Origin of the sequence: Pseudomonas siliginis (genome assembly GCF_024072275.1) — a bacterium.
GTDB lineage: Bacteria > Pseudomonadota > Gammaproteobacteria > Pseudomonadales > Pseudomonadaceae > Aquipseudomonas > Aquipseudomonas siliginis.
In genome coordinates this window covers 4,884,799-4,911,065 of the sequence record NZ_CP099598.1, presented here as the reverse complement: position 1 = coordinate 4,911,065, position 26,267 = coordinate 4,884,799, and the positions used below count along the sequence as shown (strand labels likewise).

General features: G+C 60.9%; 22 protein-coding genes, 1 pseudogene and 1 riboswitch. Of the genes and pseudogenes, 15 read left to right on the top strand and 8 right to left on the bottom strand.

From position 1 onward, the window contains the following. The first annotated feature begins 27 nt into the window (after positions 1-27). From NF676_RS22485 to NF676_RS22475, 3 genes are read left to right on the top strand one after another with little or no spacing between them, the layout of a single operon-like run. Positions 28-210 (top strand): CPXCG motif-containing cysteine-rich protein, encoded by a 183-nt coding sequence (locus tag NF676_RS22485; RefSeq protein WP_041479983.1) that lies wholly within the window; start codon positions 28-30, stop codon positions 208-210. A gap of 9 nt (positions 211-219) precedes the next feature. Continuing rightward, the gene (locus tag NF676_RS22480; RefSeq protein ID WP_041479982.1) at positions 220-480 is read left to right on the top strand and encodes a putative signal transducing protein; all 261 of its coding nucleotides are present in this window, start codon (positions 220-222) and stop codon (positions 478-480) included. A gap of 35 nt (positions 481-515) precedes the next feature. Then, positions 516-1,139, top strand: coding sequence for an SOS response-associated peptidase (locus NF676_RS22475; protein WP_039761324.1), 624 nt, complete (start codon positions 516-518; stop codon positions 1,137-1,139). 208 nt (positions 1,140-1,347) lie between these two features. Here NF676_RS22475 and NF676_RS27875 read toward each other — a convergent pair whose 3' ends face one another. Both NF676_RS27875 and NF676_RS27870 read right to left on the bottom strand, forming a co-directional pair. Then, complete coding sequence (locus NF676_RS27875) at positions 1,348-2,052, bottom strand: methyl-accepting chemotaxis protein (RefSeq protein ID WP_370695149.1); 705 nt, start codon at positions 2,050-2,052, stop codon at positions 1,348-1,350. Positions 2,053-2,250: 198 nt separating this feature from the next. Then, positions 2,251-2,310: pseudogene (locus tag NF676_RS27870) on the bottom strand (hypothetical protein); the annotation flags it as partial. 1,430 nt (positions 2,311-3,740) lie between these two features. Here NF676_RS27870 and NF676_RS22465 point away from each other — a divergent pair. Continuing rightward, positions 3,741-4,559 carry a M48 family metallopeptidase gene (locus NF676_RS22465; protein WP_016773242.1) on the top strand — a complete coding sequence of 273 codons (819 nt, stop codon included), beginning with the start codon at positions 3,741-3,743 and terminating at the stop codon, positions 4,557-4,559. Between the two features lie 157 nt (positions 4,560-4,716). Here NF676_RS22465 and NF676_RS22460 read toward each other — a convergent pair whose 3' ends face one another. The 3 genes from NF676_RS22460 to NF676_RS22450 form a co-directional block, all read right to left on the bottom strand. Beyond that, positions 4,717-5,301 carry a TMEM165/GDT1 family protein gene (locus tag NF676_RS22460; protein ID WP_041479980.1) on the bottom strand — a complete coding sequence of 195 codons (585 nt, stop codon included), beginning with the start codon at positions 5,299-5,301 and terminating at the stop codon, positions 4,717-4,719. Positions 5,302-5,389: 88 nt separating this feature from the next. After that, positions 5,390-5,514, bottom strand: a riboswitch (yybP-ykoY riboswitch). 39 nt (positions 5,515-5,553) lie between these two features. Further along, positions 5,554-6,552 carry a methyltransferase gene (locus tag NF676_RS22455; protein WP_056790248.1) on the bottom strand — a complete coding sequence of 333 codons (999 nt, stop codon included), beginning with the start codon at positions 6,550-6,552 and terminating at the stop codon, positions 5,554-5,556. 32 nt (positions 6,553-6,584) lie between these two features. Next, a complete protein-coding gene (locus NF676_RS22450; protein ID WP_252886789.1) occupies positions 6,585-7,550 on the bottom strand; it encodes a 2-hydroxyacid dehydrogenase in 966 nt (321 codons plus the stop codon). Between the two features lie 240 nt (positions 7,551-7,790). Here NF676_RS22450 and NF676_RS22445 point away from each other — a divergent pair, with 240 nt between their 5' ends. The 7 genes from NF676_RS22445 (at position 7,791) to NF676_RS22415 (ending at position 18,538) form a co-directional block, all read left to right on the top strand. Further along, positions 7,791-8,420 carry a LysE family translocator gene (locus NF676_RS22445; protein ID WP_056790244.1) on the top strand — a complete coding sequence of 210 codons (630 nt, stop codon included), beginning with the start codon at positions 7,791-7,793 and terminating at the stop codon, positions 8,418-8,420. A gap of 267 nt (positions 8,421-8,687) precedes the next feature. Then, positions 8,688-10,370, top strand: a complete 1,683-nt coding sequence (locus NF676_RS22440) for a fatty acid--CoA ligase (protein ID WP_252886788.1) — start codon at positions 8,688-8,690, stop codon at positions 10,368-10,370. Positions 10,371-10,707: 337 nt separating this feature from the next. Beyond that, positions 10,708-12,597, top strand: a complete 1,890-nt coding sequence (locus NF676_RS22435) for a DUF1302 domain-containing protein (protein WP_073473478.1) — start codon at positions 10,708-10,710, stop codon at positions 12,595-12,597. 27 nt (positions 12,598-12,624) lie between these two features. Continuing rightward, positions 12,625-13,989 carry a DUF1329 domain-containing protein gene (locus tag NF676_RS22430; RefSeq protein ID WP_024014265.1) on the top strand — a complete coding sequence of 455 codons (1,365 nt, stop codon included), beginning with the start codon at positions 12,625-12,627 and terminating at the stop codon, positions 13,987-13,989. A gap of 253 nt (positions 13,990-14,242) precedes the next feature. Continuing rightward, positions 14,243-16,978 (top strand): winged helix-turn-helix domain-containing protein, encoded by a 2,736-nt coding sequence (locus NF676_RS22425; RefSeq protein ID WP_252886787.1) that lies wholly within the window; start codon positions 14,243-14,245, stop codon positions 16,976-16,978. A gap of 60 nt (positions 16,979-17,038) precedes the next feature. Continuing rightward, positions 17,039-17,683, top strand: coding sequence for an MBL fold metallo-hydrolase (locus NF676_RS22420; RefSeq protein ID WP_024014263.1), 645 nt, complete (start codon positions 17,039-17,041; stop codon positions 17,681-17,683). 120 nt (positions 17,684-17,803) lie between these two features. Beyond that, entirely contained in the window at positions 17,804-18,538 is a 735-nt protein-coding gene (locus NF676_RS22415; RefSeq protein ID WP_041479972.1) for a YiaD family glycine zipper/OmpA-like lipoprotein, read from the top strand. A gap of 226 nt (positions 18,539-18,764) precedes the next feature. Here NF676_RS22415 and NF676_RS22410 read toward each other — a convergent pair whose 3' ends face one another. Beyond that, positions 18,765-19,199 carry a Z-ring associated ZapG family protein gene (locus tag NF676_RS22410; RefSeq protein WP_016773251.1) on the bottom strand — a complete coding sequence of 145 codons (435 nt, stop codon included), beginning with the start codon at positions 19,197-19,199 and terminating at the stop codon, positions 18,765-18,767. 144 nt (positions 19,200-19,343) lie between these two features. Here NF676_RS22410 and NF676_RS22405 point away from each other — a divergent pair, with 144 nt between their 5' ends. The 3 genes from NF676_RS22405 (at position 19,344) to zapE (ending at position 22,538) form a co-directional block, all read left to right on the top strand. Then, on the top strand, positions 19,344-19,973 hold the full coding sequence (locus NF676_RS22405; RefSeq protein WP_252887985.1) for an alpha/beta hydrolase: 630 nt from the start codon (positions 19,344-19,346) through the stop codon (positions 19,971-19,973). A gap of 24 nt (positions 19,974-19,997) precedes the next feature. Beyond that, entirely contained in the window at positions 19,998-21,353 is a 1,356-nt protein-coding gene (locus NF676_RS22400; protein ID WP_150638824.1) for a tryptophan--tRNA ligase, read from the top strand. Between the two features lie 90 nt (positions 21,354-21,443). After that, positions 21,444-22,538 (top strand): cell division protein ZapE, encoded by a 1,095-nt coding sequence (gene zapE / locus NF676_RS22395; RefSeq protein ID WP_150638826.1) that lies wholly within the window; start codon positions 21,444-21,446, stop codon positions 22,536-22,538. 173 nt (positions 22,539-22,711) lie between these two features. Here the strand turns inward: zapE and NF676_RS22390 are convergent, their stop codons facing one another. Then, positions 22,712-23,608, bottom strand: a complete 897-nt coding sequence (locus NF676_RS22390; RefSeq protein WP_163012735.1) for a GlxA family transcriptional regulator — start codon at positions 23,606-23,608, stop codon at positions 22,712-22,714. Between the two features lie 250 nt (positions 23,609-23,858). Here NF676_RS22390 and NF676_RS22385 point away from each other — a divergent pair, with 250 nt between their 5' ends. Next, positions 23,859-24,995, top strand: coding sequence for an acyl-CoA dehydrogenase family protein (locus NF676_RS22385; protein ID WP_041479969.1), 1,137 nt, complete (start codon positions 23,859-23,861; stop codon positions 24,993-24,995). Between the two features lie 156 nt (positions 24,996-25,151). Here NF676_RS22385 and NF676_RS22380 read toward each other — a convergent pair whose 3' ends face one another. Further along, on the bottom strand, positions 25,152-26,192 hold the full coding sequence (locus tag NF676_RS22380; protein WP_056790225.1) for an NADP(H)-dependent aldo-keto reductase: 1,041 nt from the start codon (positions 26,190-26,192) through the stop codon (positions 25,152-25,154). Between the last annotated feature and the right edge of the window lie 75 nt (positions 26,193-26,267).

The window sequence follows — 26,267 nt, the reverse complement described above, 5'->3', positions numbered from 1 at the left end:
TACGCACAAGTCACTTGGGAGACCGCGATGCTGGAAGATGCACGGTATGAATGTCCGTATTGCGGTGAGGAAGTCGAGACCACGCTGGATTTGTCCGGCGGCGATCAAACGTATATCGAGGATTGCCAGGTGTGCTGTCGTCCGATCACCTTTGTCCTGCAAGTCCATGAGGACGAGTGGCATCTGGAAGTCTTCAGCGAAAACGAGTGAGGGCCGCGTATGCAGCGCATCTACGAACCGGCGAACCTGATGGAAGGCGAGATGCTCAAGGGCATGCTCGCCAACGAAGGAATCGAGGCGCACCTGATCGGCTGTGATCTGGTGGGCGGTACGGGTGAACTGCCGATCTTCGGCCTGCTCGGGCTGTCGGTGGATAACGATCAGGCCGAATACGCCCGCGAGCTGATCAACTTGTACAATGCCGCGCTGCCGCTACACGGCGACGAACCGGAGAGCTTCCCCGGGACGCTGGTCTGTTAGGCTGGCGCTGGTTTTATTCAGAGTTATGTTGCCCCATGTGTGGACGTTATGCCCTGTTTCGCTGGAACCGCGACTTTGCGGCCCTGCCAGGTTTTCCCGCCGATCAACAGGCGCAGTGGAACATTTCCCCCAATGATTCGGTGTTGATGCTGCGTGCCGACGAAGACGGCCAGCGCACGTTGGCCCGTGCGCGCTGGGGCCTGACACCGCCGTGGCTGACCGATCTGTCGAAGACCCCGGCCCATGCTCGCGCCGAAACCGTGGCCGAGCAGCCGATGTTTCGTGAGGCGCTGCGTCTGCGGCGTTGCCTGCTGCCGGCCAACGGTTTCTACGAATGGCGCGGCACTCAGCGCAAGCGGCCGTACTGGTTGACGCCGGGGGAGGGCTCGTCGTTGTTTTTCGCCGCGATCTGGGAAGCGTATCCGGTGCAGGAACAGGTCTGGCTGAGCACGGCGGTAATCACTCAATCGGCGGCGAGTCAGCGGCGACCGTTGATTCTCGATGAAGCGGGGCAGGCTGCCTGGCTTGATCCCGAAACGCCGCTTCATGTGTTGCAGGGTTTGCTCGCCAGTGAACCGGCGGCGCTGCGTGAGCGGGTGTTGGCGAATCTGGTGAATGATCCGAAGTTGAATGGGCCGGAGTGTTTGACCCCGGCTTGATTTGCGTGGATCAAAAGCCCCTCACCCCAGCCCTCTCCCAGAGAGAGAGAGGGAGCCGAATGGGGGATGCTTCAGAGGTACACCGACCTGAACGATCTGTTGTGAATCCATAATCGACTGTTTTTTTCAGGTCGATGTATAGCGCAAGACATCGCGGTCGGTCCCCTCTCCCTCCGGGAGAGGGCTAGGGTGAGGGGCTCTTGATCTTTCAGACCTTGAATTGATTGATCAACCGCCGCTGCTGTTCCGCCAGTTTGGTCAACCCGGCGCTCGCCGAACTCGATTCATCCGCACCGCCGGCCACTTCATTCGCCACCTGACCTATGTTGATCACATTGCGGTTGATGTCGTCGGCCACTGCGCTTTGCTCTTCTGCCGCACTGGCGATCTGCGTGTTCATGTCGTTGATCACCGACACGGCCTGGGTGATCGTTTCCAGCGCTTCGGCCGCTTTCGCCGCGTGTTGCACGCTTTCGTCGGTGCGGTTCTGGCTGTCTTCCATGACGCGCACCACATCGCGGGTGCCCTGTTGCAACTGCTGGATCATGCTCTGGATTTCTTCGGTGGCCTTCTGGGTTTTCTGCGCCAGATTGCGCACCTCGTCGGCGACCACGGCAAAACCGCGACCCTGCTCGCCGGCGCGCGCGGCTTCGATCGCCGCGTTCAGTGCCAGCAGATTGGTCTGTTCAGCGATGCCGCGAATGGCAGTGAGAATGGCGTTGATGTTTTCGCTGTCCTTGGCCAGCGTCTGCACCACCTCGACAGCCTTGCCGATTTCCACCGCCAGTACGCCAATCGAATTCGAGGTGTCGCGCACGATCTGCATGCCCTGGCTGGCGGCCTGATCGGCGTGGCTTGCCGCTTGTGCGGCCTGGGTGGCGTTGCGCGCCACATCCTGGGCGGTGGCGGTCATTTCCTGCACCGCTGTCGCCACTTGATCGATTTCGGCCATTTGTTTCTGCACGCCGATGTTGGTGCGGATGGCGATGTCGGCGGTGTGTTCCGAGGAATCGCTGACGCTCTGCACCGAGGTCACCACCTGGGTGATCATCGCCTGCAACTTGCCGAGGAAGGTGTTGAAGCCTTTGGCAATCGAGCCCAGTTCATCGCTGCGGTCGCTGCTCAAGCGCCGGGTCAGATCGCCTTCGCCCTGAGCGATGTCATCAAGCATGGCGACCATTTGCTTGAGTGGCCGCGCGATGCCGTGACCCACCAGCCAGATCACCAGCAGGCCGATGCCGGCGATGATCAGGCCGACCATGGCCATGCCGAAGGTGTCGGACTTGCGCTGGGCATCAAGGTCGGCCTGCAGGGTTTGCAGATCGGCCATGACGGCGTTGAGCGGCAATTGCAGCATCAGCGTCCAGCGTGCGTCGGTCTGGCCGATGCCGAACGGCAGGTACAGCTCGATGCGGCCCTTGGCCTGATTCACCGAATAGGTGACCTCGTCGCGCTTGAGATTGGCGAGATTGCTGGCCTGTTCGGCGTCGAGGATGTCGCTGACTTTTTCACCGAATTTGCTCGAGTCCTTGGTGTAGGCAACGATCCGCCCGTTGCCGCCGACCAGGGCCATTTCGCCGGCACCGCTGTAGAGTTTCTGGTTGGCGGCGAGGAGCATGTCCTGAATGAAGTTCACCGAGAGGTCGGCGCCGACGATGCCCTGAAACGCCCCGTTGCCCATGATCGGTTCAATGAACGAGGCGAGCATGACGATCTTGTCGCCGACCTTGTACGGTGCCGGGTCGATCACGCAGGCTTTCTTCGTCTCTTTCGAGCACAGGTAGTACTCGCTGGCGCGCACCCCGGTGGACAAGGTTTTCTGATCGTCGACATCGGCCAGTTTGTCCACGCCCAGACTGCCGTCGGTATTGCGGAACCACCACGGCAAAAAGCGCCCGGTGGCTGGATCGATACCGACCACGGCGCTGCCGATGTAGGCCGCGTCATTGTGGTCCAGTGCGTTTTTTTCCCAGCCGATGTAGGTGCCGAGAATCTTCGGGTTCTTTTCGACGTTTTCCTTGATCAGGCTGATCAGTTGTTCGCGGCTGACGCTCAGGCGCGGCTGGCCGTCGGCGCCGGTTGTACCGAGCAGGGCGTTGACGCGCACCAGGCCGCCGGCAATCAGCAGCGGCGCTTCGAGTTCGCGCTGGATCTGGCTGACCTGGGTCTGCGCCAGCGAGGTCAGGCGCTGTTCGATGACTTGCTCGAACTGCGCCTGGGTGCGCTGTTGCACCATTTCTTGAGTGCGGGCGCCGGAGAACAGCGCGTACAGCACCAGCGCCGCGACCACGCTGAGGACGATGGCGCCGGCCAGAGCGGCGACGGAAAACTGGATCGACTTGAACTTCATGGGAGCTCCGCACGCAAGAGGACAATCTGCGAGGGATTTATCGGCGGGGTGTGCGGGGCCATGAGAGACGTTGGTCGGAATCGCCGCGCGATGTCGCTGATGGATCGGTGCACGGCGGATTCAATGCGCGTCGAGGAATTTCCAGCCAGTCTTGCGGCCATAGCTGAATGTACGCGCAATGCGTCCGTTGTATCTGGCGCCAATACAATTAGCCGCCTAGGATACGCCTCAGGTTTTCAGGGAGCTTTTGAATGAACAAGACATTAGTGGTAAGTGCTTTGAGCGCAGCGCTGTTGCTGGCCGGTTGTCAGTCGGTCAACACCACCAGCGGCGGCGCCGTGGGCGTGGAGCGCAAGCAGTACATGTTCAGCATGCTGTCCTCGCAAGAGGTCGACCAGATGTACGCGCAGTCGTATCAGAAAACTGTCGGCGAGGCGTCGAGCAAAGGTGTGCTGGACAAGACCAGCCCGGAAGCCAAACGCGTGCAGACCATCGCCAACCGCTTGATCGCCCAGGCGCCAACCTTCCGCCCGGACGCGGCGCAGTGGCAATGGGAAGTCAATCTGATCAAGAGCGATGAGCTCAACGCCAACTGCGGGCCCGGCGGCAAGATCATTTTCTACACCGGACTGATCGACAGCCTGAAACTCACCGACGATGAAATCGCTGCGGTCATGGGCCATGAAATCGCCCACGCCCTGCGCGAGCACGGCCGTGAGGCGATGTCCAAAGCCTATGGCATGGAAATGGCCAAGCAGGGCGCCGGCGCTTTGTTCGGTCTGGGTCAGGACAGCCTGGCGCTGGCCGACACCGTGGCCAACTACGGCATGACCTTGCCCAACAGTCGCGCCAACGAAAACGAAGCCGACCTGATCGGCCTGGAACTGGCCGCCCGCGCCGGTTACAACCCGAACGCGGCGATCACCCTGTGGGACAAGATGAGCAAGGCTTCCGAAGGCGCGCCACCGGAATTCATGAGTACTCACCCGGCATCGAGCAGCCGCATTGCTGCGTTGCAGGCAGCGATTCCGAAGGTGATGCCGTTGTACGAAAAAGCCCCGAAGTCCTGAGCCAATGATCGTTCCCACGCTCTGCGTGGGAATGCAGCCCGGGACGCTCTGCGTCCCATTGGAACGCGGAGCGTCCCTTGAGGCATTCCCACGCAGAGCGTGGGAACGATCCTTCAAATCCCCTCACCACAGGTTTTGGGTAGTTCAGTAGACGGGGTTAAACCCAGCCGCTGCTCTGCATCGCTTTATAAACCGCAACAATCGCCAGAATCATGAACGCCGAAGCCGCGAGGCGGCGGATCAGGGTCAGCGGCAGTTTCTCTGCGGCAAAGTTACCCGCCAGTACCACCGGCACGTTGGCAATCAGCATGCCCACGGTGGTGCCGATGATCACCAGCCAAAGTTCCGGATATTGCGCGGCGAGCATCACCGTGGCGATCTGGGTCTTGTCGCCGATTTCCGCCAGGAAGAATGCGATCAGTGTGGTCAGGAACGGCCCGAACTTGCGCGCCGTGCTGGCCTCGTCGTCATCCATTTTGTCCGGGACCAGTGTCCACAGTGCCGTGGCGGCGAAGCTGGCGGCGAGGATCCAGTGCAGAACGGCGTCGGAGAAGAAACTGCCGACCCAGGCACCTACCGCACCGGCTGCTGCGTGGTTGGCCAAAGTCGCGGCGACAATCCCGGCAATGATCGGCCAGGGTTTGCGAAAGCGAGCGGCGAGAATCAGCGCGAGCAGTTGCGTCTTGTCGCCGATTTCGGCCAAGGCAACGATAGCGGTGGGAACGAGTAGCGAGTCCAGCATCAGGGATTTCCTAAGGGGCGGGTCGACACGGCTATGACACGTACAGCCTTCCCGCCCCGGGTAAGGTGTGCGTGTCATAGGTCTTGTCAAACCCTGCGATCCGTCTGGTGCGGACGCTTGGGTCGCATACGCCATGATCTGAGGATCAAGTATGTTGACGTATGCCGGACGAGCTTGGCGCTCGTGGGAGACTACTCCCCTAGGACGGAGCGGATTCTGCCTAGGCAAATCCGATTGGGCAAGAACAAATTTTCAACCGCGCTTGGCCCGGTAAATCCGGAAACCGTTGCCTTCAGCCTTGATCGCACACACGCCCAGGTGCTCCTCGATCAACGGCTGATACTTGAGAAAGCTGTTCGCCACAAGGCGCAGTTCGCCACCGTTTTTCAGATGTTTGGCCGCTTTTCGCAGCAGGTTCTCCGTAGCGAAATAATCGGTGTGCACGCCGACATGGAACGGCGGATTGCTCAGAATCGCGCTCAAACCCATCGGCGCGGCATCGATGCCGTCGCCGGTCAGCACTTCCGCCTCCAGGCCGTTGGCGGCCAGGGTCAGACGGCTGCTGGCGGCGGCGAACGCGTCGACATCCAGCAACGTCACCTGATTGTGCGGATAGCGACGTTTCACCGCAGCCCCGAGCACGCCGGCGCCGCAACCGAAGTCGAGCAGATGGCCGCTCGGCAGTTTGTCCAGATGCTCCAGCAGCAGGGCGCTGCCGCGATCCAGTCGACCGTGGCTGAACACGCCCGGCAAACTGATGACTTTCAACGGCCCTTCGGCCAGGGGCAGTTCGTAGGTCTGCGCAAGACTTTCCAGGGATTTCGCTTCAGGCGCATTGGCCACGGTGACTTGCCAGAGCTGGCAGTGCCGGGCGCTGTCGAGTTTGCGTGGCTTGCCGAACGGATTGAGCTGTTTGGATGCGCCTTCGATGCCGCTGCGTTTTTCCCCGACCAGAAACACCTCACGCCCGGCCAGACGCGACGCCACGGCGTTGAGGATGTAATCGGTCAGGTCCTTGGATTTGGGCAGAAACACCACAGCGCTGTCGAACTCACGCTCGGGCACGTTCACGCCGAACTGACTGCGGCCCTCGAAACGCGCGTCCAGTGCGGCTTGATCGCCAGCGTGCCAGCACCAGCCGAATGCGTTGGGCAGACGCCCGAGCAGATCGTCGGCGGGCAGGCCGGCCAACAGCAGCGAACCCTGGAATAACTCGGCCTGACGAAGCAGTACTTCACTGCGCGGATCCATAACTGCTCCTTGAAAAAAAGTGCCGCAGTTTATCAACTGACGACCCGCAGCGCCTCACCGCTGAAGAACGCCTGGGCGTTTTCGCTCAGTTGCCCGACGATACGCTGGCGTGCCTCGCGGCTGCCCCAGGCGTTGTGCGGGGTGACGATCAGGCGCGGGATATCGGCGGCGAGCAGCGGATTGTCCTGGGTCGGTGGCTCGACACTCAACACGTCGGTGGCCGCACCGCCGAGGTGACCGCTGCGCAAAGCGTCGGCCAGCGCCTGCTCATCGATCAGGCCGCCCCGGGCGGTATTGACCACAAATGCGCCAGGCTTCATCGAGGCCAGTTCGCGGGCACCGATGAAATGCCGGGTGTGCTCGTTGAGCGGGCAGTGCAGGGTCAGGGCGTCGATCTGCGGCAGCAGTTCTTCCAGCGGCAAGCGATCCGGCCGAGCCGGGCGCCCGGGAATCTGCCCGAGCAACACACGCATGCCGAACGCTTCGGCCAATCGCGCCACGGCGCCACCGAGCTCGCCATGCCCGAGCAGGCCGAGGGTTTTGCCTTGCAGTTCGACGATCGGGTAGTCGAGCAGGCAGAACTGTTTCGCCTGTTGCCAGCGGCCTGCGCTCACAGCTTTCTGATAGTCGGCCAGGCGCGTGGCGAGGTTGAGCAGCAGCATGATCGTGTGTTGCGCCACCGACGGCGTGCCGTAAGCCTGGCAATTGCACACGGTGATGCCGTGGGCGCGGGCGGCAGTGAGGTCGACATTGTTGGTGCCGGTGGCGCTGATCAGGATCAGTTTCAGTTGCGGGTTGGCGGCCATGGCAGCAGCGTCGATCACAACTTTGTTGGTGATCGCCACTCCGGCGCCTTGCAGGCGTTCGCTGACCTGTTCCGGCAAAGTCTGGGCGAACAGCTGCAAGTCGCTGAAGCATTCGCGCAACGGACCGAGGTCCAGATCGCCGAGATCCAGCGAAGGGTGATCAAGGAATACCGCGCGGCGCGTGTTCGTCATCAACTGTACCTTTTGTGCTGTGAGCGGAGGGCGTACCCTGCCGAGCCTACCAGATGAAACAATTGGTTACTCGACACCGAGATGCCTTGAACTCTTGTGAGAGCGAGCCTGCTCGCGAAAGCTCTGGCCCAGTCAACATCTCTGTTGGCTTACCCAGCGCTTTCGCGAGCAGGCTCGCTCCCACAGGGAAAGCATTCGGCAATGAGCCCAGTGTGAACATTCGAATCCTGAGGAGCCCCCATGTACTGGACCGAGTTCTTGACCGTTGCCCTGATCCATCTGCTCGCCGTGGCCAGCCCCGGCCCGGATTTTGCCGTGGTCGTGCGCGAGAGCGTGACCCATGGTCGCCGCGCCGGCACCTGGACCGCGCTGGGCGTGGGCTCGGCGATTTTCCTGCATGTCGGCTATTCGTTGCTCGGCATCGGTCTGATCGTGTCGCAATCGATCGTGCTGTTCAACGCGCTGAAGTGGGCCGCCGCCGCGTATCTGCTTTACATCGGCTTCAAGGCCTTGCGCGCGCAACCGGCGAAAACCGTCACCGATGATTTGCACCGGGAAACCGGCGTACGCACCGCGCGGGGCGCGTTTACCTCGGGCTTCGTCACCAACGGCCTGAACCCGAAAGCCACGCTGTTTTTCCTCTCGCTGTTCACCGTGGTGATCAATCCGCACACGCCGCTGGCCGTGCAGGCCGGTTACGGCGTTTACCTGGCGGTGGCGACGGCGATCTGGTTCTGTCTGGTGGCGATGCTGTTCAGCCAACACCGCGTGCGCGCGGGCTTCGCGCGCATGGGCCACTGGTTCGACCGCACTATGGGCGCGGTGCTGATCGCTCTCGGCGTGAAAATCGCGTTCACCGAAATGCACTGACCGGGCCGCGTTGTTCTCTTGCAGGAGCTGACGAGTGCAACGAGGCTGCGATCTTTTGATCTTGTCTTTTCATAAGCAAATCAAAAGATCGCAGCCTTCGGCAGCTGCTACAGGGGCCATATCCAATTTCCCGATACCTGGGTGCTGGCGCAAAGCTAGCATTTGTACGGCTCTGCAAATCATTCCTTTGGCTGATTTGACTGTCAGGCAGGCGCACTAGAGTACGAATCTCTCCGCCAACACCGTGCAGTCAGAAAAGGGATTCTTATGTTGCAGACTCGGGTCATTCCGCCGGCCGATGGGGCCTACCAGTATCCATTGCTGATCAAACGGCTGCTGATGTCCGGCGCCCGTTACGAGAAAACCCGCGAAATCATCTACCGCGACCAGTTGCGCTACAGCTATCCGACCCTGATCGAGCGGGTTGCGCGGCTGGCCAACGTGCTGACGGCTGCCGGCGTCAAGGCCGGTGACACCGTGGCGGTGATGGACTGGGACAGCCACCGTTACCTGGAATGCATGTTCGCCATTCCGATGATCGGCGCGGTGATCCACACCATCAACGTGCGCCTGTCGCCGGAGCAGATCCTCTACACCATGAACCACGCCGAGGACCGCTTCGTGCTGGTCAACAGCGAGTTCGTCGGGCTGTATCAGGCCATCGCGCCGCAGCTGACCACGGTGGAGAAAACCCTGCTGCTGACCGATCTCCCGGAGAAAACCGCAGCGCTGCCCAACCTCGTCGGCGAATACGAGCAACTGCTGGCCGCTGCGAGTGCGCAATACGATTTCCAGGACTTCGACGAAAACTCGGTCGCCACCACGTTCTACACCACCGGCACCACGGGCAATCCGAAAGGCGTGTATTTCACCCATCGGCAACTGGTGCTGCACACCATCGGCGTGGCGACGATCATGGGTTCGATCGACAGCGTACGGCTGCTCGGCACCAACGATGTGTACATGCCGATCACGCCGATGTTCCACGTCCACGCCTGGGGTTTGCCGTACGTGGCGACCATGCTCGGGCTCAAGCAGGTTTATCCGGGGCGCTACGATCCGGAGTATCTGGTGGAGTTGTGGCGCAAGGAGAAGGTCACCTTTTCCCATTGCGTGCCGACCATCCTGCAGATGCTGCTCAACGCCAAAGCCGCGCAGAGTGCCGACTTCGGCGGCTGGAAAATCGTCATCGGCGGCAGCGCGCTCAATCGCAGTCTTTATGAAAACGCCAAGGCCCGTGGCATTCAGCTGACAGCCGCTTACGGCATGTCGGAAACCGGGCCGCTGGTGTCTTGCGCGCACCTCAACGACGAACTGATGGCCGGCAGCGAAGACGAGCGCACCACTTACCGGATCAAGGCTGGCGTGCCGGGGCCGTTGGTCGAAGCGGCGATTGTCGACGGCGACGGCAATTTCCTTCCCGTCGACGGTGAAACCCAGGGCGAACTGGTGCTGCGCGCGCCGTGGCTGACCGAAGGCTATTTCAATGAACCGCAGAAGGGCGCCGAGCTCTGGGCCGGTGGCTGGTTGCACACCGGCGACGTCGCCACGCTCGACAGCATGGGCGTGATCGATATTCGTGATCGCATCAAGGACGTGATCAAGACCGGCGGCGAGTGGATCTCCTCCCTCGACCTCGAAGACCTCATCAGCCGGCATGCGGCGGTACGCGAAGTAGCAGTGGTGGGCATCGCCGATCCGCAGTGGGGCGAGCGCCCGTTTGCCTTGCTGGTGGTCCGCGAAGGGCAGGTGATCGGTGCACGGGAACTGAAGGAACACCTCAAGCCGTTCGTCGAGCTGGGACACTTGAGCAAGTGGGCGATCCCCAGTCAGATCGCCCTTGTTACCGAAATTCCCAAGACCAGCGTCGGCAAGCTCGACAAGAAGCGCATTCGCCTCGACATCACCGAGTGGCAAGCCAACAACAGCACCTTCCTTTCCACACTTTGAGTGCCTGATGGCGCGCCGAAACCGGCGCGCCAGACCCACCAAGCAAGCGCTTGGCTTGTGAAATCGAAAAAATCAGCCATCCTTGCCCTGCCGACGTGTGTCGGACTGGCGAAAGGACTGTTCCAGAGTGGTTGGCGGCTGCAAATCACACTTTAGAGGGATCAAGCACTACCACCCGCTGGATATAGTCCGCTCAAGGACTTTTTAGAAACGGAGCACACGCACTGATCGGGGCGAGCAACTCTGGAGTGATTTCGGGCAACCCTGGCGCCCGGTCCTCCACAGCGTTTTTAAAAGTACTCACTGCCATAACAATAATGCACATGGAGTAGCGTCGATGACCTCAGTAAACCAGTTCTGGCGCCGGGCGAAACTGCCTCTGGCGGTCAGTCTTGCCTCCTCGCTCGCCGGGCCTGCATTCGGCGTCAGTTTCAACGTCGGTGAAATCGAAGGCCAGTTCGACTCGTCCCTGTCGATCGGTGCCAGTTGGTCTACTCAGAGCCCGAACAAGAACCTTATCGGCGTCAACAACGGCGGCCGTGGCCTGTCGCAGACTTCCGATGACGGGCACGCCAACTTCAAGAGCGGCGAAACCTTTTCGAAGATCTTCAAGGGCATCCATGACCTTGAATTGAAATACGGCGACACCGGCGTGTTCGTCCGTGGCAAGTACTGGTACGACTTCGAACTGAAGGACGAGAGCCGCCAGTTCAAGGACATCAGCGACAGCAACCGTAAAGAGGGCGCCAAGTCCTCCGGCGGGCAGATCCTCGACGCCTTCGTCTACCACAACTACGCGATTGCCGATCAGCCGGGCTCCGTGCGTCTGGGCAAGCAGGTAGTGAGCTGGGGTGAAAGTACCTTCATCGGCGGCGGCATCAACTCGATCAACCCGATCGACGTCTCCGCGTTCCGTCGTCCGGGCGCCGAGATCAAGGAAGGCCTGATTCCGGTCAACATGTTCTATGTGTCGCAGAGCCTCACCGATAACCTCTCGGCCGAAGCGTTCTACCAACTGGAATGGGACCAGACCGTCGTCGACAACTGCGGCACCTTCTTCTCCCAGCCGGACATCGTTGCTGACGGTTGCGACAGCAATCTGCGCGTACTGAACAAGCGTTCGCAGATTCCGGCGATCGCTTTGGGGCCGTTGGCCGCCAACGGTGTGAACGTCGACCAAGAAGGCGTGCTGGTGCGCCGTGGGCCGGACCGTGACGCGCGCGACAGCGGTCAGTGGGGCGCGTCCCTCAAATACATGTTCGAGCCACTCGACACCGAGTTCGGCGCCTACTTCATGAACTACCACAGCCGTGCGCCGATCTTCAGTGCAACCGGCGCACCGCAGTCGGTCTACAACACTGCCGCCGCGCTGCCGGGGCCGTTCGCCGCACTCGCACCGCTGCTGGTCGCGGGCAATTCGAATTACTTCATCGAATACCCGGAAGACATTCGCCTCTACGGTCTGAGCTTCTCCACCACTCTGCCTACCGGTACGGCGTGGAGCGGTGAGATCAGCTACCGTCCGAACGCGCCGGTGCAACTGAACTCCACCGACATCCTGTTTGCCGGCGTGCGTCCACTGGGCGGCGCGCTGACCAACGCTTCGTTGCTCACTGGCGTGCCGGGTCAGGATCTGCATGGCTATGAGCGCAAGGAAATCACCCAGATCCAGACGACCTTCACGCACTTCTTCGATCAGGTCATGGGCGCCAGCCGTCTGACCCTCGTTGGTGAAGTCGGCGCGACCTACGTCGGTGGCCTGGAAAGCCGTTCCGACAAGCGTTATGGCCGCGATCCGGTCTACGGTCCGGGTGAGTTGCCGGCTACTGGCACAGTCGATACCTGCGCCAACATCCTCAACAACAGCACCATCAACGGCGCAGGCCCGGGTTCGCCGCAGAACAACCGCAGCCGCAATTGCGAAAACGACGGCTTCACCACGTCGATGTCGTGGGGCTACCGTGGTCGGGCGATCTGGGAATACAACGACGTGTTCGCTGGCGTGAACCTGAAGCCGAACGTGGCCTGGTCCCACGACGTGAGCGGTTACTCGCCAGGCCCTGGCGGCAACTTCGAGGAAGGTCGCAAAGCGGTCAGCCTGGGCGTCGACGCCGAATACCAGAACACCTACACCGCGAGCCTGGCTTACACCAATTTCTTCGACGGCAAGTACACCACCGTGGATGACCGCGACTTCGTGGCGCTCAGCTTCGGCGTGAACTTCTAAGCACTGCATTTCAGGACGAACGAATTTATGAAAATAACAAAGAGTCTGTTCCACGCCGGTGTTCTGGGCCTGTCGCTGCTGGCGACCAGCGTCATGGCGGCGGTGCCTGCTGCCGAAGCGGATAAACTGGGCAAGAGCCTGACGCCGATGGGCGCGGAAATGGCCGGTAATGCCGACGGTTCGATCCCGGCCTGGAAACCGCTGCCGAAAAATGCCGGCAGCGTCGACAGCAAGGGCTTCCTGTCCAACCCTTACGCCAGTGAGCAGCCGCTGTTCACCATCACCGCCAAGGATGTCGACAAGTACAAGGACAAGCTTGCGCCGGGCCAGTACGCGATGTTCAAGCGCTACCCGGAAACCTTCAAGATGCCGGTCTATCCGTCCCATCGCGGCGCCACCGTGCCGGATGACGTGTTCGCCGCGATCAAGAAGAACGCCACCAGCACCAACCTGGTGTCCGGCGGCAACGGTCTGGAAAACTTCGATACCGCCGTGCCGTTCCCGATCCCGAAAACCGGTGTGGAAGTGATCTGGAACCACATCACCCGCTATCGCGGCGGCAGCGTGACCCGTCTGGTGACCCAGGCCACGCCGCAACCGAACGGCTCGTACAGCCTGGTGTACTTCCAGGATCAGTTCGTGTTCCGCGACAAGATGAAGGACTACGATCCGGCGAACCCGGGCAACATCCTGTTCTACTTCAAGCAGAAAGTGACCGCGCCGGCGCGTCTGGCCGGTGGCGTACTGCTGGTGCACGAGACGCTCGACCAGGTCAAAGAGCCGCGTTCGGCGTGGGTCTACAACGCCGGGCAACGTCGTGTGCGCCGTGCACCGCAAGTGTCGTATGACGGCCCGGGTACTGCCGCCGACGGCCTGCGTACCTCGGACAACCTCGACATGTACAACGGCGCGCCGGATCGTTACGACTGGAAGCTCGAAGGTAAGAAAGAGATGTACATCGCCTCCGACAGCTACAAGCTCGACGATCCGAAACTGAAGTACTCGGACATCATCAAGGCCGGTCACATCAACCAGGACCTGGCTCGCTACGAGCTGCGCCGCGTCTGGCACGTGGTCGCGACCCTGAAGGAAGGCCAGCGCCACATCTACGCCAAACGTGACTTCTACATCGACGAGGACACCTGGCAGGCAGCGGTCATCGACCACTATGACGGTCGTGGCCAACTGTGGCGTGTAGCCGAGGCACATGCCGAGAACTACTACGACAAGCAAGTGCCGTGGTACGCCCTCGAAACCCTCTACGACCTGCAGTCCGGCCGCTATCTGGCACTGGGCATGAAGAACGAAGAGAAGCAGGCGTATGACTTCGGCTTCACCGCTACCACCAGCGACTTCACCCCGGCCGCTCTGCGTCAGGATGGTGTTCGCTAAACCTGCGTAAACCCGAGGCCGCATCCTCGTGAAAACGCCCCGACCGGTTCGGGGCGTTTTTTTGCGTGCGGTTTCACGCCGCAGCTCCTACACGGATTCATCGTGGTCGCGATTGGTCGGTGATGCCGGATTTTGGCGGCGCTGTGTAGGCTTTTTGTAGCCATTTGTAGCAGTGACCTTCATTACCTCTTCGTTTAAGGCTAGGCTGCGGACATCTGCAACGCCGCCAATCGCCTTCGAACAAGAGCCGGCCATGACTGATCTGTCCCCACTTCCGGGTCCCGCAAGCATCACCGTCGCAGCACTGGACGGGCGTTTTTTCCGCCCGCCGCTGCCTGATGGCTATGTCTTGCGGCCGCGCCTTTGCCAGCGTCTGCAGGCCGGGCTCGGAGGTCGGTTGCTGCTGGTCAGCGCCCCGGCCGGGTTCGGCAAAAGCTCGCTGGCAGTGGAGTTCTGTCAGAGCCTGCCGGCGCATTGGCAAAGTCTCTGGCTGGGCTTGAGTCCGCGTGACAATGATCCCGGACGTTTTCTTGAGCGCTTGCTCGAAGGTCTGCAGGACTACTTTCCGGCCTTGGGCGCTGGCGCTCTTGGTCTGCTGAAAATGCGTCAGCGTCATCAGCCATTCGCTTTTGAAGAATGGCTCGACGGTCTGCTCGATGAGCTGGCGCTGCATCTCGATCCTGCCGCGTCGTTGCTGCTGGTCCTCGACGACTACCACCTCGCCCAAGGGCCGGTGCTGGATCGTTGCCTGCAATTTTTCCTCAATCATCTGCCCGATGGCTTGCTGGTGATGGTCACCAGCCGCCAGCGCCCGGACTGGCATCTGGCGCGTCTGCGCCTGTCGCGGCAGTTGCTCGAGCTGCACGAACAGGACTTGCGCCTGACCCACGACGAAGCCCTGACCTTGCTCGACCGCCACAGCAGCTCACTGCGCGGCGAAGCACTGGAAAGCCTGATCCAGCGCAGCGAAGGCTGGGTCGCCGGCCTGCGCTTCTGGCTGCTGGCGGTGGCCGAGGCGGGCAACGATGCCGCGCTGCCGCAGGCGCTGAACGGCGGCGAGGGGTTGATACGCGACTATCTGCTCGAAGAAGTCATCGATTGCTTGCCGGCCGAAGTGCAATCGTTTCTCTACGAAACCGCACCGCAGGAACGCTTTTGCAGCGAGCTGTGCGACGCGGTCCGCGAAGCCCACGACAGCGCCGAGATCCTGCGCTTTCTCCTCGCTCACCAAGTGTTTCTGGTGCCGCTGGACGAGCACGGTCACTGGTATCGCTATCACCATTTGTTTTCTGACTTGTTGCGCAGCCGGCCGATCGCCCAGGCGATGGTGCCCAACGCTACCCTGCATTTGCGCGCCTGCCGCTGGTTCAATGCGCAAGGCCTGCTCGACGAAGCGGTGGAGCAGGCGTTGCGTGCCGGGCATCTCGACGTCGCGGCGAATCTGGTACAGAACCTGTCCGAAGAACAGCTGCTCGCCGAGCAGAACGTCGGCATGCTGCTGCGCTGGAAAATGGACTTGCCCGACAGCCTGCTGATCAGCACGCCACGACTGATCGTGCTCTACAGCTGGGCGCTGGGGCTGGCCTGTCAGCTCGACGCCGCTGAAGAGCTGGCCAGCCATTTGAGCCGTTTCCTGCCGGCGCCTTCGGCCACCGCGCAAAAATCCATGCTGGCGCAATGGCTGGCGCTGAGCGGGATCATCGCTCGCGGGCGCGGCCATCGCGAACTGACCTTGCGCTATTGCAGCGAGGCGCTGGAAAGCCTGCCGGCCAAACGTTATGGCCAGCGGCTGATGTGCCTGTCGACCTTGTCCAACCTGGCGATCGCCGACGGTGATCTGTGGCGCGCCCGTGGGCTGAACCGTGAATCCCTCGAGCTGGCGCAACGGGTCGGCAATCCATTATTCGAAGCACTGGCGCATTACGACAGGGCGCGGGTTCTGCAATCGCGGGGCGAGATTCTGCGCGCGCTGGATGAAGTGCATCAGGGCCTGGAGCGCTTGCGCGGTCTGTCGCCGCAACGCCTGTACGCCGTGCGCGCGCGGCTGACGTTGTACGAAGGTTTCCTGCTGGCGATGCGTTTGCAGCCGCAAGCCGCACGCGTGCGTCTGCTGGCCGGCATTGGCGAGGCGCGCGCCTGTCGCGACATCAGCGTGCTGATCGGCCACTGCGTGATCGCTCGCTTGGACGGCGCCAGTGGCGAATTCGCCAAGGCCTTCGCCGAACTCGCCGAAGCCGAACGCCTGATGCACATCTGGGACGTACCGCCGATCTACTATCTGGCGATGATCACCCTGGTCAAATGCGAACTGTGGCTGGCCCAGGGCCGGATTGATCTTGCCGAGGCGTGGCTTGCACGCCTGGGCCAGACCTACACCGGCGAACACGCTGCGGCGCCACCGGAATTCCATCCGCAACTGCCACTGCATGTGGAACTGCAACAGGCGCTGCTCGATGTGATTCAGGGGCAACCGATGCTCGCCGAAGGGCGGCTGAACGTGTTGCATGAAAACGGCCAGCGGACCGGGCGGCAGTTGCTCAGTGTGATGGCGTTGACGCAGAAGGTGGCGCTGTTGCTGTCGAGTGGACGCGAGCCCGAGGCGCGCAAGGTGTTGAGTCAGGCCCTGGAAGCAGCGGCCGGCGGCGTCTACCAACCCTTTGATGCGCTGCTGAAAAACCATGCCGACTGGTTGCGCGGGCAATTGCAGGCGCTCACTTGCAACGCGGTCGGCCAGCAATTGCTCACGCATTTTCCAACAGCCGCGCCACGCCCGGCTGTGGAAAGCTCCGCTACCGAACAGCTCAGCAGCCGTGAACTGGCGGTGCTGCGCCTGATCGCTCAAGGCTGTTCCAATCAGGAAATCAGCGAGCAGTTGTTCATTTCCCTACACACGGTGAAAACCCACGCCAGCCATATCAACAGCAAGCTCGGGGTTGAGCGGCGTACGCAGGCGGTGGCGCGGGCGAAGGCGTTGGGGTTATTGCTCTAGCGACGGTAAAATTCGCCATCGGCCGTTGCCAACGGCGTTGACCCTGTCCAGGATTTTTCCATTACCACGCCCAGCCCTGCACTTATCCGCGAAACCTTCCCCGTCGGCCCATTGCAGTGCAACTGCACGATCATCGGCGACCCGATCACCAAAAAAGCCATTGTCGTCGACCCGGGTGGCAACCCCGACCTGATCATGGCGCGTCTCGATGCGCATGGCCTGAAAGTCGTGAGCATCATCCACACCCACGCCCATCTCGATCACTTCCTGGCTTCCGGCCAAATGAAGGAGAAAACCGGTGCGACCCTGCATCTGCACAAGGAAGACCAGTTCCTCTGGGACAACCTTGAAATGCAATGCCAGATGTTTGGCGTGCCTTACACCCCGGTGCCGTCGCCGGATCGTTGGCTGAGCGATGACGAAGAACTCGCCTGCGGTTGCGGCGTGGCCCTGCACACGCCGGGACATACACCCGGTTCCATGAGCTTCTGGTTTTCCGAGGCTAAGCTGTTGATAGCCGGCGACACGCTGTTTCGTCGCGGGGTAGGGCGCACGGATTTGTGGGGTGGCGATCAGGCGACCATCGTGCGTTCAATCAAGCAGCGGCTGTATACGCTGGACGAGGACGCAACGGTTGTCACCGGGCACGGCCCGGACACGCGTCTGGGTGATGAGATGCGCGAGAACCCGTTTGTGCGTGCCTGAATTTTTTGTCACGGGCAGCGGGCGGAATTTTTAGGCATTGTCATGATCCAACGCCCGCGCAGGTCCATTGATTGATCAGTGGCCGCTGCACCACAGAATGCAGAAAACCAGGAGCTCTCCATGTTCACCACGCGTCGTTTGATTATTGTCGCTACTGCCGTGGCCGTGCTGTCCGGCTGCGCCTCGCCTAATCCGTATGACAATCAGGGTCAGGCCGACGGTGGCTCGCAAGGCATGAGCAAAACCGCCAAATACGGTGGCCTTGGTGCACTGGCCGGCGCACTCGCCGGTGCCGCCATCGGTCACGACAACCGTGGCAAGGGCGCCTTGATCGGCGCTGCTGTCGTCGGTGCCTCCGCAGCAGGCTACGGCTACTACGCCGACCAGCAGGAAAAGAAACTGCGCGCGAGCATGGCCAACACTGGCGTTGAAGTGCAGCGGCAGGGCGATCAGATCAAGCTGATCATGCCGGGCAACATCACCTTCGCCACCGATTCGGCGAACATTGCCCCGAGTTTCTACCAGCCGTTGAACAACCTGGCCAACTCGCTGAAGGAGTTCAACCAGAACCAGATCGAAATCGTCGGTTACACCGACAGCACCGGCAGCCGCCAGCACAACATGGACCTGTCACAGCGTCGTGCGCAGAGCGTGGCGACCTACCTGACCTCGCAAGGTGTCAGCGGTGCCAACCTGTCGGCCCGTGGCGCCGGCCCGGATAACCCGATTGCCAGCAACGGCGACGTCAACGGCCGCGCGCAGAACCGCCGCGTTGAAGTCAACCTGAAGGCGATTCCGGGCCAGCAGTATGGTGGTCAGCAGCAACAGCCGGGTACGGTGCAGCAGTATCCATAAGCGATTGCCTGAATGAAGAAATGCCCGATCCTGTGATCGGGTATTTTTTTGTTTCATCGGTGCCGCCCCTTTCGCGAGCAGGCTCGCTCCCGCATTTGAAATGCATTCCCCCTGTGGGAGCGAGCCTGCTCGCGAAGAGGCCGACGAGCGCAGCGAAGATTGCAGATACAAAAAAGCCCCCAGACACATCACTGTCCGGGGGCTTTTTGTTCGCAGCGAAGACTGCTTACTTCTTCAAACCATAATGTTCATCGAGCATGCCAGGGGAATTTGGCGATTTCGGTGCGTAGTCACGCGGTGGCTCCTGATCGCGCGGTGGCGTCAGGCGTTCGCGAGGTGCTTGCGCTGCGTCGGCGTGCAGGGCGGCGATCAGGCGCTGGCGGGTCTGCTCGTCCAGGGCCAGACGATTGGCGCCCTCGGCGAGGTGGTCCTGCACTTCCTGATAGCTCTGGGTCAGTTTCTTGACCAGCATCGCGGTGCTGTTGAAGTGGGTGACCACTTCGTTCTGATAACTGTCGAAACGCTCCTGGATATCATCCAGTTGACGCTGCGTGCGGCTAGGTGCGGCGTTCGGCGCAACGCGCGCGATCAGGAATCCAATGGCGACACCCACAACCAGGGCAAGAGTCGGTAACAACCAAACTAAGAGCGAGTGTTCCACGAGTCCTTCCTCTATAAACGGCTTTGCTTTACGTTAACGGCTCGAACCTGCGCTGTATACCGCGATTCACTCGCAATAGATTGGCACAGACAATTTGCTAGACGAGTCGACCCGATTCGAGGTCACGGAGTTCCTCCCTTGCTGATGCGTGAAACCCCTGTAGTGATTGACGGCCCTGTCGGCCAAATTGAGGCTTTGTATCTGGATAACGAGCAGCCACGCGGCATCGCGCTGATCTGCCATCCGAACCCGGTGCAGGGCGGCACCATGCTCAACAAGGTTGTCTCGACCCTGCAGCGCACCGCGCGCGACGCAGGCCTGATCACCTTGCGTTTCAACTATCGCGGCGTCGGCGCCAGCCAGGGCACGCACGACATGGGCACCGGTGAAGTCGACGACGCCCAGGCCGCCGCCACATGGCTGCGGGAAAAACACCCGGATATGCCGCTGACGCTGTTCGGTTTCTCCTTCGGCGGATTTGTTGCAGCAAGTCTCGGCGGCCGTCTCGAAGCCCAAGGCGTGCAGCTTGAGCACCTGTTCATGGTTGCCCCGGCGGTGATGCGTCTGGGTGAACAGGATCAACTGCCGCAGCACGGCGGGTTGACCGTGATCCAGCCGGAAACCGATGAAGTCATCGATCCGCAACTGGTCTACCAGTGGTCGGAACAACTCCAGCGCCCCCATGAGCTGCTGAAAGTGGCAGAATGCGGACACTTTTTTCACGGCAAGCTGACCGATCTCAAGGATCTGCTGCTGCCGCGTCTCTCGAATTGATTGCAGTCTGACAAGCGATTACCCATGACCAACCGTACCCGCATTCTCACCGGCATCACCACCACTGGCACGCCGCACTTGGGCAACTACGCTGGGGCTATTCGCCCGGCAATCCTCGCCAGCCGCGACAGCCAGGCCGATTCGTTCTATTTCCTGGCCGACTACCACGCCCTGATCAAATGCGATGACCCGCTGCGCATCCAGCGCTCGCGTCTGGAAATCGCCGCGACCTGGCTGGCCGGTGGCCTCGATGTCGACCGCGTGACGTTCTACCGCCAGTCCGACATCCCGGAAATCCCCGAGCTGACCTGGCTGCTGACTTGCGTCGCTGCCAAGGGCCTGCTCAACCGCGCGCACGCCTACAAGGCCTCGGTGGACAAGAACGTTGAGACGGGTGAAGACCCGGACGCCGGTATCACCATGGGCCTCTACAGCTACCCGGTGCTGATGGCGGCGGACATCCTGATGTTCAACGCGCACAAGGTGCCGGTCGGTCGCGATCAGATTCAACACGTGGAAATGGCCCGCGATATCGGGCAGCGTTTCAACCATCTGTTCGGCCAGGGCAAAGAGTTCTTCACCATGCCCGAGGCGCTGATCGAAGAAAGCGTGGCGACCTTGCCAGGCCTCGACGGTCGCAAGATGTCGAAGAGCTACGACAACACCATTCCGTTGTTCAGCAGCGCGAAAGAAATGAAGGACGCGATCTCGCGGATCGTCACCGACTCCAAGGCGCCCGGCGAAGCGAAAGATCCGGACAACTCGCACCTGTTCACCCTGTTCCAGGCCTTCGCCACTCCGGCGCAGGCTGACGAGTTCCGCAGCGAACTGCTCGGTGGTTTGGGCTGGGGTGAGGCGAAGAATCGCCTGTTCCAGTTGCTCGACAATGAGCTGGGCGAGGCGCGCGAGAAGTATCACCAGTTGATCGAGCGTCCTGCGGACCTGGAAGACATCCTGCAGATTGGTGCGAAGAAGGCCCGGGCGGTGGCCACTCCGTTCCTCAACGAATTGCGTGAAGCCGTTGGCCTGCGTTCTTTCGTCAATCAGGTTCAGGTCGCCGCGACTACCAAGAAGAAAGCCGCGAAAGCCGCACGTTTCGTCAGCTTCCGCGAGGACGACGGCAGCTTCCGTTTCCGTCTGCTGGCGGCCGATGGCGAGCAATTGTTGTTGTCGCGCAACTTCGCCGACGGCAAGACTGCCGGCCAGGTGACCAAACAGTTGCAGTCCGGCGAGTCGCTGGATGTGCGTACTGATGACCTGAGCTTCAGCGTCTGGCTGGCCGGTGAGTGCGTGGGCGACAGCCCGGCCTTCGCCAGCATCGGTGCGCGGGACGCCGCCATCGAGGCGTTGCGCGTCGCACTGACTCCAGCTCAAGACTGATCGGCGGCACGACCCGACCAAGGGCCGATTGCCATTCCCACAGGCCGTCGCTACAGTGACGGCCCGTTTTTGTTGCCTTGCTAACGAATTATGACGCCCCTAGAACGATATCAAGCTGATCTGAAACGCCCGGACTTCTTCCATGACGCCGCGCAGGAAACTGCCGTGCGTCACTTGCAGCGTCTGTACGACGACTTGATCGCCGCTGACCAGAACAAGCCGGGTCTGTTCGGCAAGCTGTTTGGCAAAAAGGATCAGGCGCCGGTCAAGGGCCTGTATTTCTGGGGCGGCGTCGGTCGCGGCAAGACTTACCTGGTCGACACCTTCTTCGAAGCGTTGCCGTTCAAGGAAAAGACCCGCACGCACTTCCACCGCTTCATGAAGCGTGTGCACGAAGAAATGAAGACCCTGGGCGGCGAGAAAAACCCGCTGACCATTATCGCCAAGCGCTTCGCGGCCGAGTCGCGGGTGATCTGCTTCGATGAATTCTTCGTCTCCGACATCACCGACGCGATGATCCTCGGCACGCTGATGGAAGAGTTGTTCAAGAACGGCGTGACCCTGGTCGCGACGTCGAACATCGTGCCGGACGGCCTGTACAAGGATGGCCTGCAACGCGCGCGCTTCCTCCCCGCCATTGCGCTGATAAAACAGAACACCGAGATCGTCAACGTCGACAGCGGTGTTGACTATCGTCTGCGTCACCTCGAGCAAGCCGAGCTGTTCCACTATCCGCTCGACGAAGCCGCGCACGAAAGCCTGCGCAAGAGCTTCAAGGCACTGACGCCGGAGTGCACGGCAGCGGTGGAAAACGATGTGCTGATCATCGAGAACCGCGAAATCCGTGCCCTGCGCACCTGCGACGACGTGGCCTGGTTCGACTTCCGCGAACTGTGCGACGGCCCGCGCAGCCAGAACGACTACATCGAACTGGGCAAGATCTTCCACGCCGTGCTGCTTAGCGGCGTCGAGCAGATGAGCGTCACCACCGACGACATCGCCCGGCGCTTCATCAACATGGTCGACGAGTTCTACGATCGCAACGTCAAGCTGATCATTTCTGCTGAAGTCGAGTTGAAGGATCTGTACACCGGCGGACGCCTGACCTTCGAGTTTCAGCGCACGCTGAGCCGACTGCTGGAGATGCAATCCCACGAGTTTCTGTCGCGGGCGCACAAGCCTTAAGCGGAGTCTCGGCGACAAAAAAGGGCCTGCGATTGCAGGCCTTTTTTATGCGCTGAAGTTTTTCCCTGTGGGAGCGAGCCTGCTCGCGAAAGCGCAGTGTCAGCAACGTCAATGTTGCAGGTAAGTACGTATTCGCGAGCAGGCTCGCTCCCACATTGGATCGCGCAGTTGAGTTACGCAGCCTGCTGAAACTGCTGCCGATACTGGTTCGGCGACAGCTCGGTGTGCTGGCGGAACAATCGCGCAAAAAAGCTCGCATCGTCGTAACCGACCTCGTAACTGATGGTCTTGATGCTTTTGCGCGTGCCCGAAAGCAGGCCCTTGGCCGTCTCGATGCGCAGGCGTTGCAAGTAATGCAGCGGCTTGTCGCCGGTGGCGGTCTGGAAGCGGCGCATGAAGTTGCGGATGCTCATGCCGTGCTCGCGGGCGACGTCTTCGAAGCGGAACTTGTCGGCGAAATGCTCTTCGAGCCACTGCTGGATCTGCAGGATGATCACGTCCTGATGCAGCTTCTGCCCACCGAAACCGATACGTCCCGGCGAATAGCTGCGCTGCACTTCGTAGAGGATGTCGCGGGCCACGGCTTGCGCCACGTTCGCGCCGCAGAAGCGTTCGATCAGATAGATATAGAGATCGCAGGCCGAGGTAGTACCGCCGGCGCAGTAGAGATTGTCGGCGTCGGTCAGGTGCTTGTCCTGATTCAGATAGACCTTGGGGAAACGTTCGGCGAAGGCATTGAAGAAGCGCCAGTAGGTGGTCGCTTCCTTGCCGTTGAGCAGCCCGGCTTCGGCGAGCCAGAACACCCCGGTAGCTTCGCCGCACAACACCGCACCGCGCGCATGCTGTTCGCGCAGCCATGGCAGGATCTGCGGGTAACGGCCGCACAGGGTATCGAAGTCGTCCCAGAACGCCGGGAGGATGATCACATCGGCGTTTTCCAGGCCACCGTCGACTGGCATGACCACGTCGCTGAAGCTTTTTACCGGTTTGCCATCGGGGCTGACCAGACGCGTTTCGAACGCCGGTGTCAGGCCGTGGCCCAGTTGTTTGCCGTAACGCAGGCTGGCCACGTGGAAAAAATCCTTGGCTTGCATGAGGGTGTAAGCGAAAACCCGGTCGATGGCCAGGATGCTGACGCGCCGCAATGGCGGGGAGACGTGCTTAGACATAATTCAACTTATGTTTTGTTTTTATAAGGGAAAGTGGTCACCAGACGGCTGGATCGTCTTATTTTTTGTCGGATGTGTCCAGTGTCCCGTAGCGGAAGCGGGGCTTAGTCTCTGAGAGCCGAATCCCTCCAACAACAAAGAAAGGTGCCGCATGATCCCTAGAACCCTGTTCAGCCCCGAACACGAATTGTTCCGCGACAGCGTGCGAACTTTCCTCGAAAAAGAGGCCGTGCCGTATCACGCGCAGTGGGAGAAGCAGGGGCACATCGATCGCGCACTGTGGAACAAGGCGGGGGAGGCGGGGATGCTCTGTTCGCATCTGCCGGAAGAGTACGGCGGGCTCGGCGCGGATTTCCTCTACAGCACCGTGGTGATTGAAGAAGTCGGGCGTCTGGGACTGACCGGCATCGGCTTTTCGCTGCACTCGGACATCGTCGCACCGTACATCCTGCATTACGGCAGCGAGGCGCTGAAACACAAATACCTGCCGAAACTGGTCTCAGGGGAAATGGTCACGGCGATCGCCATGACCGAGCCTGGCGCCGGTTCCGACCTGCAAGGGGTGAAAACCACGGCGGTGCTCGACGGTGACGAATATGTGATCAACGGTTCGAAGACCTTTATCACCAACGGCTTTCTGGCTGATCTGGTCATCGTGGTGGCCAAGACCGACCCGAAGGCCGGGGCCAAGGGCACCAGCCTGTTCCTGGTGGAGGCGAATACGCCGGGCTTCGAGAAAGGCAAGCGCCTGGAGAAGGTCGGCATGAAGGCGCAGGACACCTCGGAACTGTTCTTCCAGGACGTGCGCGTGCCGAAGGAGAACCTTCTCGGCCAGGCGGGGGCCGGGTTTGCCTATCTGATGCAGGAGTTACCGCAAGAGCGCCTGACCGTGGCGATTGGCGGCCTGGCCTCGGCTGAAGCGGCGTTGCAATGGACGCTGGATTACACCCGTGATCGCAAGGCGTTCGGCAAGTCGATTGCCGATTTCCAGAACACCCGCTTCAAACTGGCCGAAATGGCTACAGAGATCCAGATCGGCCGGGTTTTTGTCGACCGCTGCCTGGAGCTGCATCTGCAAGGCAAACTCGATGTGCCGACGGCGGCGATGGCCAAATATTGGGGCACCGACCTGCAATGCAAAGTGCTCGACGAATGCGTGCAACTGCATGGCGGCTACGGCTTCATGTGGGAATACCCGGTGGCCCGGGCGTGGGCGGATGCGCGGGTGCAGCGGATTTATGCCGGCACCAATGAAATCATGAAAGAGATTATTGCGCGGTCGCTTTGATGATCGTTCCTACGCTCTGCGTGGGAATGCCGCCGGGGACGCTCCGCGTTCCGCTGTTGAGGTAATCCGACTGGCCTCTTCGCGAGCAGGCTCGCTCCCACAGGGGATCACCGTACCTGTGGGAGCGAGCCTGCTCGCGAAGCTTTTGGCGGTCAGTTATGGCGCCGGATTCGGATGATCCTTGTGAATCGCCTCGATCCCGGCCAGCACTTCATCGGACAGTTTCAGATCAAAACTGGCAATGTTGCTGTCCAGTTGTTCAAGCGTCGTTGCGCCAATGATGTTGCTGGTGACGAACGGTTGCTGGGTCACGAAGGCCAGTGCCATTTGCGCCGGGTCCAGACCGTGTTCACGGGCCAATGCAACGTAACGGCTGCACGCCGCTTCGGATTGCGGGTTGAAATAGCGGCTGAAGCGGCTGTAGAGGCTCAGGCGTCCTTTCGCTGGACGGGCGCCACCCTCGTACTTGCCGGAGAGGAAACCGAACGCCAGCGGCGAATAGGCGAGCAGGCCGCACTGTTCGCGGATGGCGATCTCGGCCAAGCCGACTTCGAAGCTGCGGTTGAGCAGGTTGTACGGGTTCTGGATCGACACTGCACGCGGCCAGCCACGGGCTTCGGCCAGAGCCAGAAAGCGCATGGTGCCCCACGGCGTCTCGTTGGACAGGCCTATGTGGCGGATCTTGCCGGCCTTCACCTGCTCGTCGAGGGCTTCGAGGGTGTCTTCCAGTGGCGTCAGGTTGGCTTCGATCTTGTGCTTGTAGCCCAGCTGTCCGAAAAAGTTGGTGCTGCGTTCCGGCCAGTGCAGTTGGTACAGATCGATGTAATCGGTCTGCAGGCGCTTGAGGCTGCCGTCCAGTGCTTCGGTGATGTGCTGGCGGTTGTGGCGCAGGTTCTTGTCGCGGATGTAGTCGATGGTGTTGCCGGGGCCGGCGATCTTGCTGGCGAGGATCCAGTCGGCACGGTCACCGCGACTCTTGAAGTAATTGCCGATGTAGCGCTCGGTGGTGGCGTAAGTTTCGGCTTTGGGCGGCACCGGATACATTTCGGCAGTGTCGAGGAAATTGATCCCGGCTTCCTTGGCCCTTTCGATCTGGGCGAAGGCTTCAGCTTCAGTGTTTTGCTCGCCCCAGGTCATGGTGCCGAGGCAGATTGCACTCACGTTCAGATCGGTACGGCCTAGCTGGCGATAGTCCATCGGGTGCTCCTTGGGCAAAACAATCATAAAAGCAGGTTGAAAAATTTTTCGCAATCTGCATAATTGCCGACCTCT

What these genes read in the sequence shown, in the direction of transcription:
- NF676_RS22485 (WP_041479983.1), top strand. Translation starts at nt 28, where the DNA reads ATGCTGGAAGATGCACGGTATGAATGTCCGTATTGCGGTGAGGAAGTC.
- NF676_RS22480 (WP_041479982.1), top strand. Translation starts at nt 220, where the DNA reads ATGCAGCGCATCTACGAACCGGCGAACCTGATGGAAGGCGAGATGCTC.
- NF676_RS22475 (WP_039761324.1), top strand. Translation starts at nt 516, where the DNA reads ATGTGTGGACGTTATGCCCTGTTTCGCTGGAACCGCGACTTTGCGGCC.
- NF676_RS27875 (WP_370695149.1), bottom strand. Translation starts at nt 2,052, where the DNA reads ATGACCGCCACCGCCCAGGATGTGGCGCGCAACGCCACCCAGGCCGCA.
- NF676_RS22465 (WP_016773242.1), top strand. Translation starts at nt 3,741, where the DNA reads ATGAACAAGACATTAGTGGTAAGTGCTTTGAGCGCAGCGCTGTTGCTG.
- NF676_RS22460 (WP_041479980.1), bottom strand. Translation starts at nt 5,301, where the DNA reads ATGCTGGACTCGCTACTCGTTCCCACCGCTATCGTTGCCTTGGCCGAA.
- NF676_RS22455 (WP_056790248.1), bottom strand. Translation starts at nt 6,552, where the DNA reads ATGGATCCGCGCAGTGAAGTACTGCTTCGTCAGGCCGAGTTATTCCAG.
- NF676_RS22450 (WP_252886789.1), bottom strand. Translation starts at nt 7,550, where the DNA reads ATGACGAACACGCGCCGCGCGGTATTCCTTGATCACCCTTCGCTGGAT.
- NF676_RS22445 (WP_056790244.1), top strand. Translation starts at nt 7,791, where the DNA reads ATGTACTGGACCGAGTTCTTGACCGTTGCCCTGATCCATCTGCTCGCC.
- NF676_RS22440 (WP_252886788.1), top strand. Translation starts at nt 8,688, where the DNA reads ATGTTGCAGACTCGGGTCATTCCGCCGGCCGATGGGGCCTACCAGTAT.
- NF676_RS22435 (WP_073473478.1), top strand. Translation starts at nt 10,708, where the DNA reads ATGACCTCAGTAAACCAGTTCTGGCGCCGGGCGAAACTGCCTCTGGCG.
- NF676_RS22430 (WP_024014265.1), top strand. Translation starts at nt 12,625, where the DNA reads ATGAAAATAACAAAGAGTCTGTTCCACGCCGGTGTTCTGGGCCTGTCG.
- NF676_RS22425 (WP_252886787.1), top strand. Translation starts at nt 14,243, where the DNA reads ATGACTGATCTGTCCCCACTTCCGGGTCCCGCAAGCATCACCGTCGCA.
- NF676_RS22415 (WP_041479972.1), top strand. Translation starts at nt 17,804, where the DNA reads ATGTTCACCACGCGTCGTTTGATTATTGTCGCTACTGCCGTGGCCGTG.
- NF676_RS22405 (WP_252887985.1), top strand. Translation starts at nt 19,344, where the DNA reads ATGCGTGAAACCCCTGTAGTGATTGACGGCCCTGTCGGCCAAATTGAG.
- NF676_RS22400 (WP_150638824.1), top strand. Translation starts at nt 19,998, where the DNA reads ATGACCAACCGTACCCGCATTCTCACCGGCATCACCACCACTGGCACG.
- zapE (WP_150638826.1), top strand. Translation starts at nt 21,444, where the DNA reads ATGACGCCCCTAGAACGATATCAAGCTGATCTGAAACGCCCGGACTTC.
- NF676_RS22385 (WP_041479969.1), top strand. Translation starts at nt 23,859, where the DNA reads ATGATCCCTAGAACCCTGTTCAGCCCCGAACACGAATTGTTCCGCGAC.
- NF676_RS22380 (WP_056790225.1), bottom strand. Translation starts at nt 26,192, where the DNA reads ATGGACTATCGCCAGCTAGGCCGTACCGATCTGAACGTGAGTGCAATC.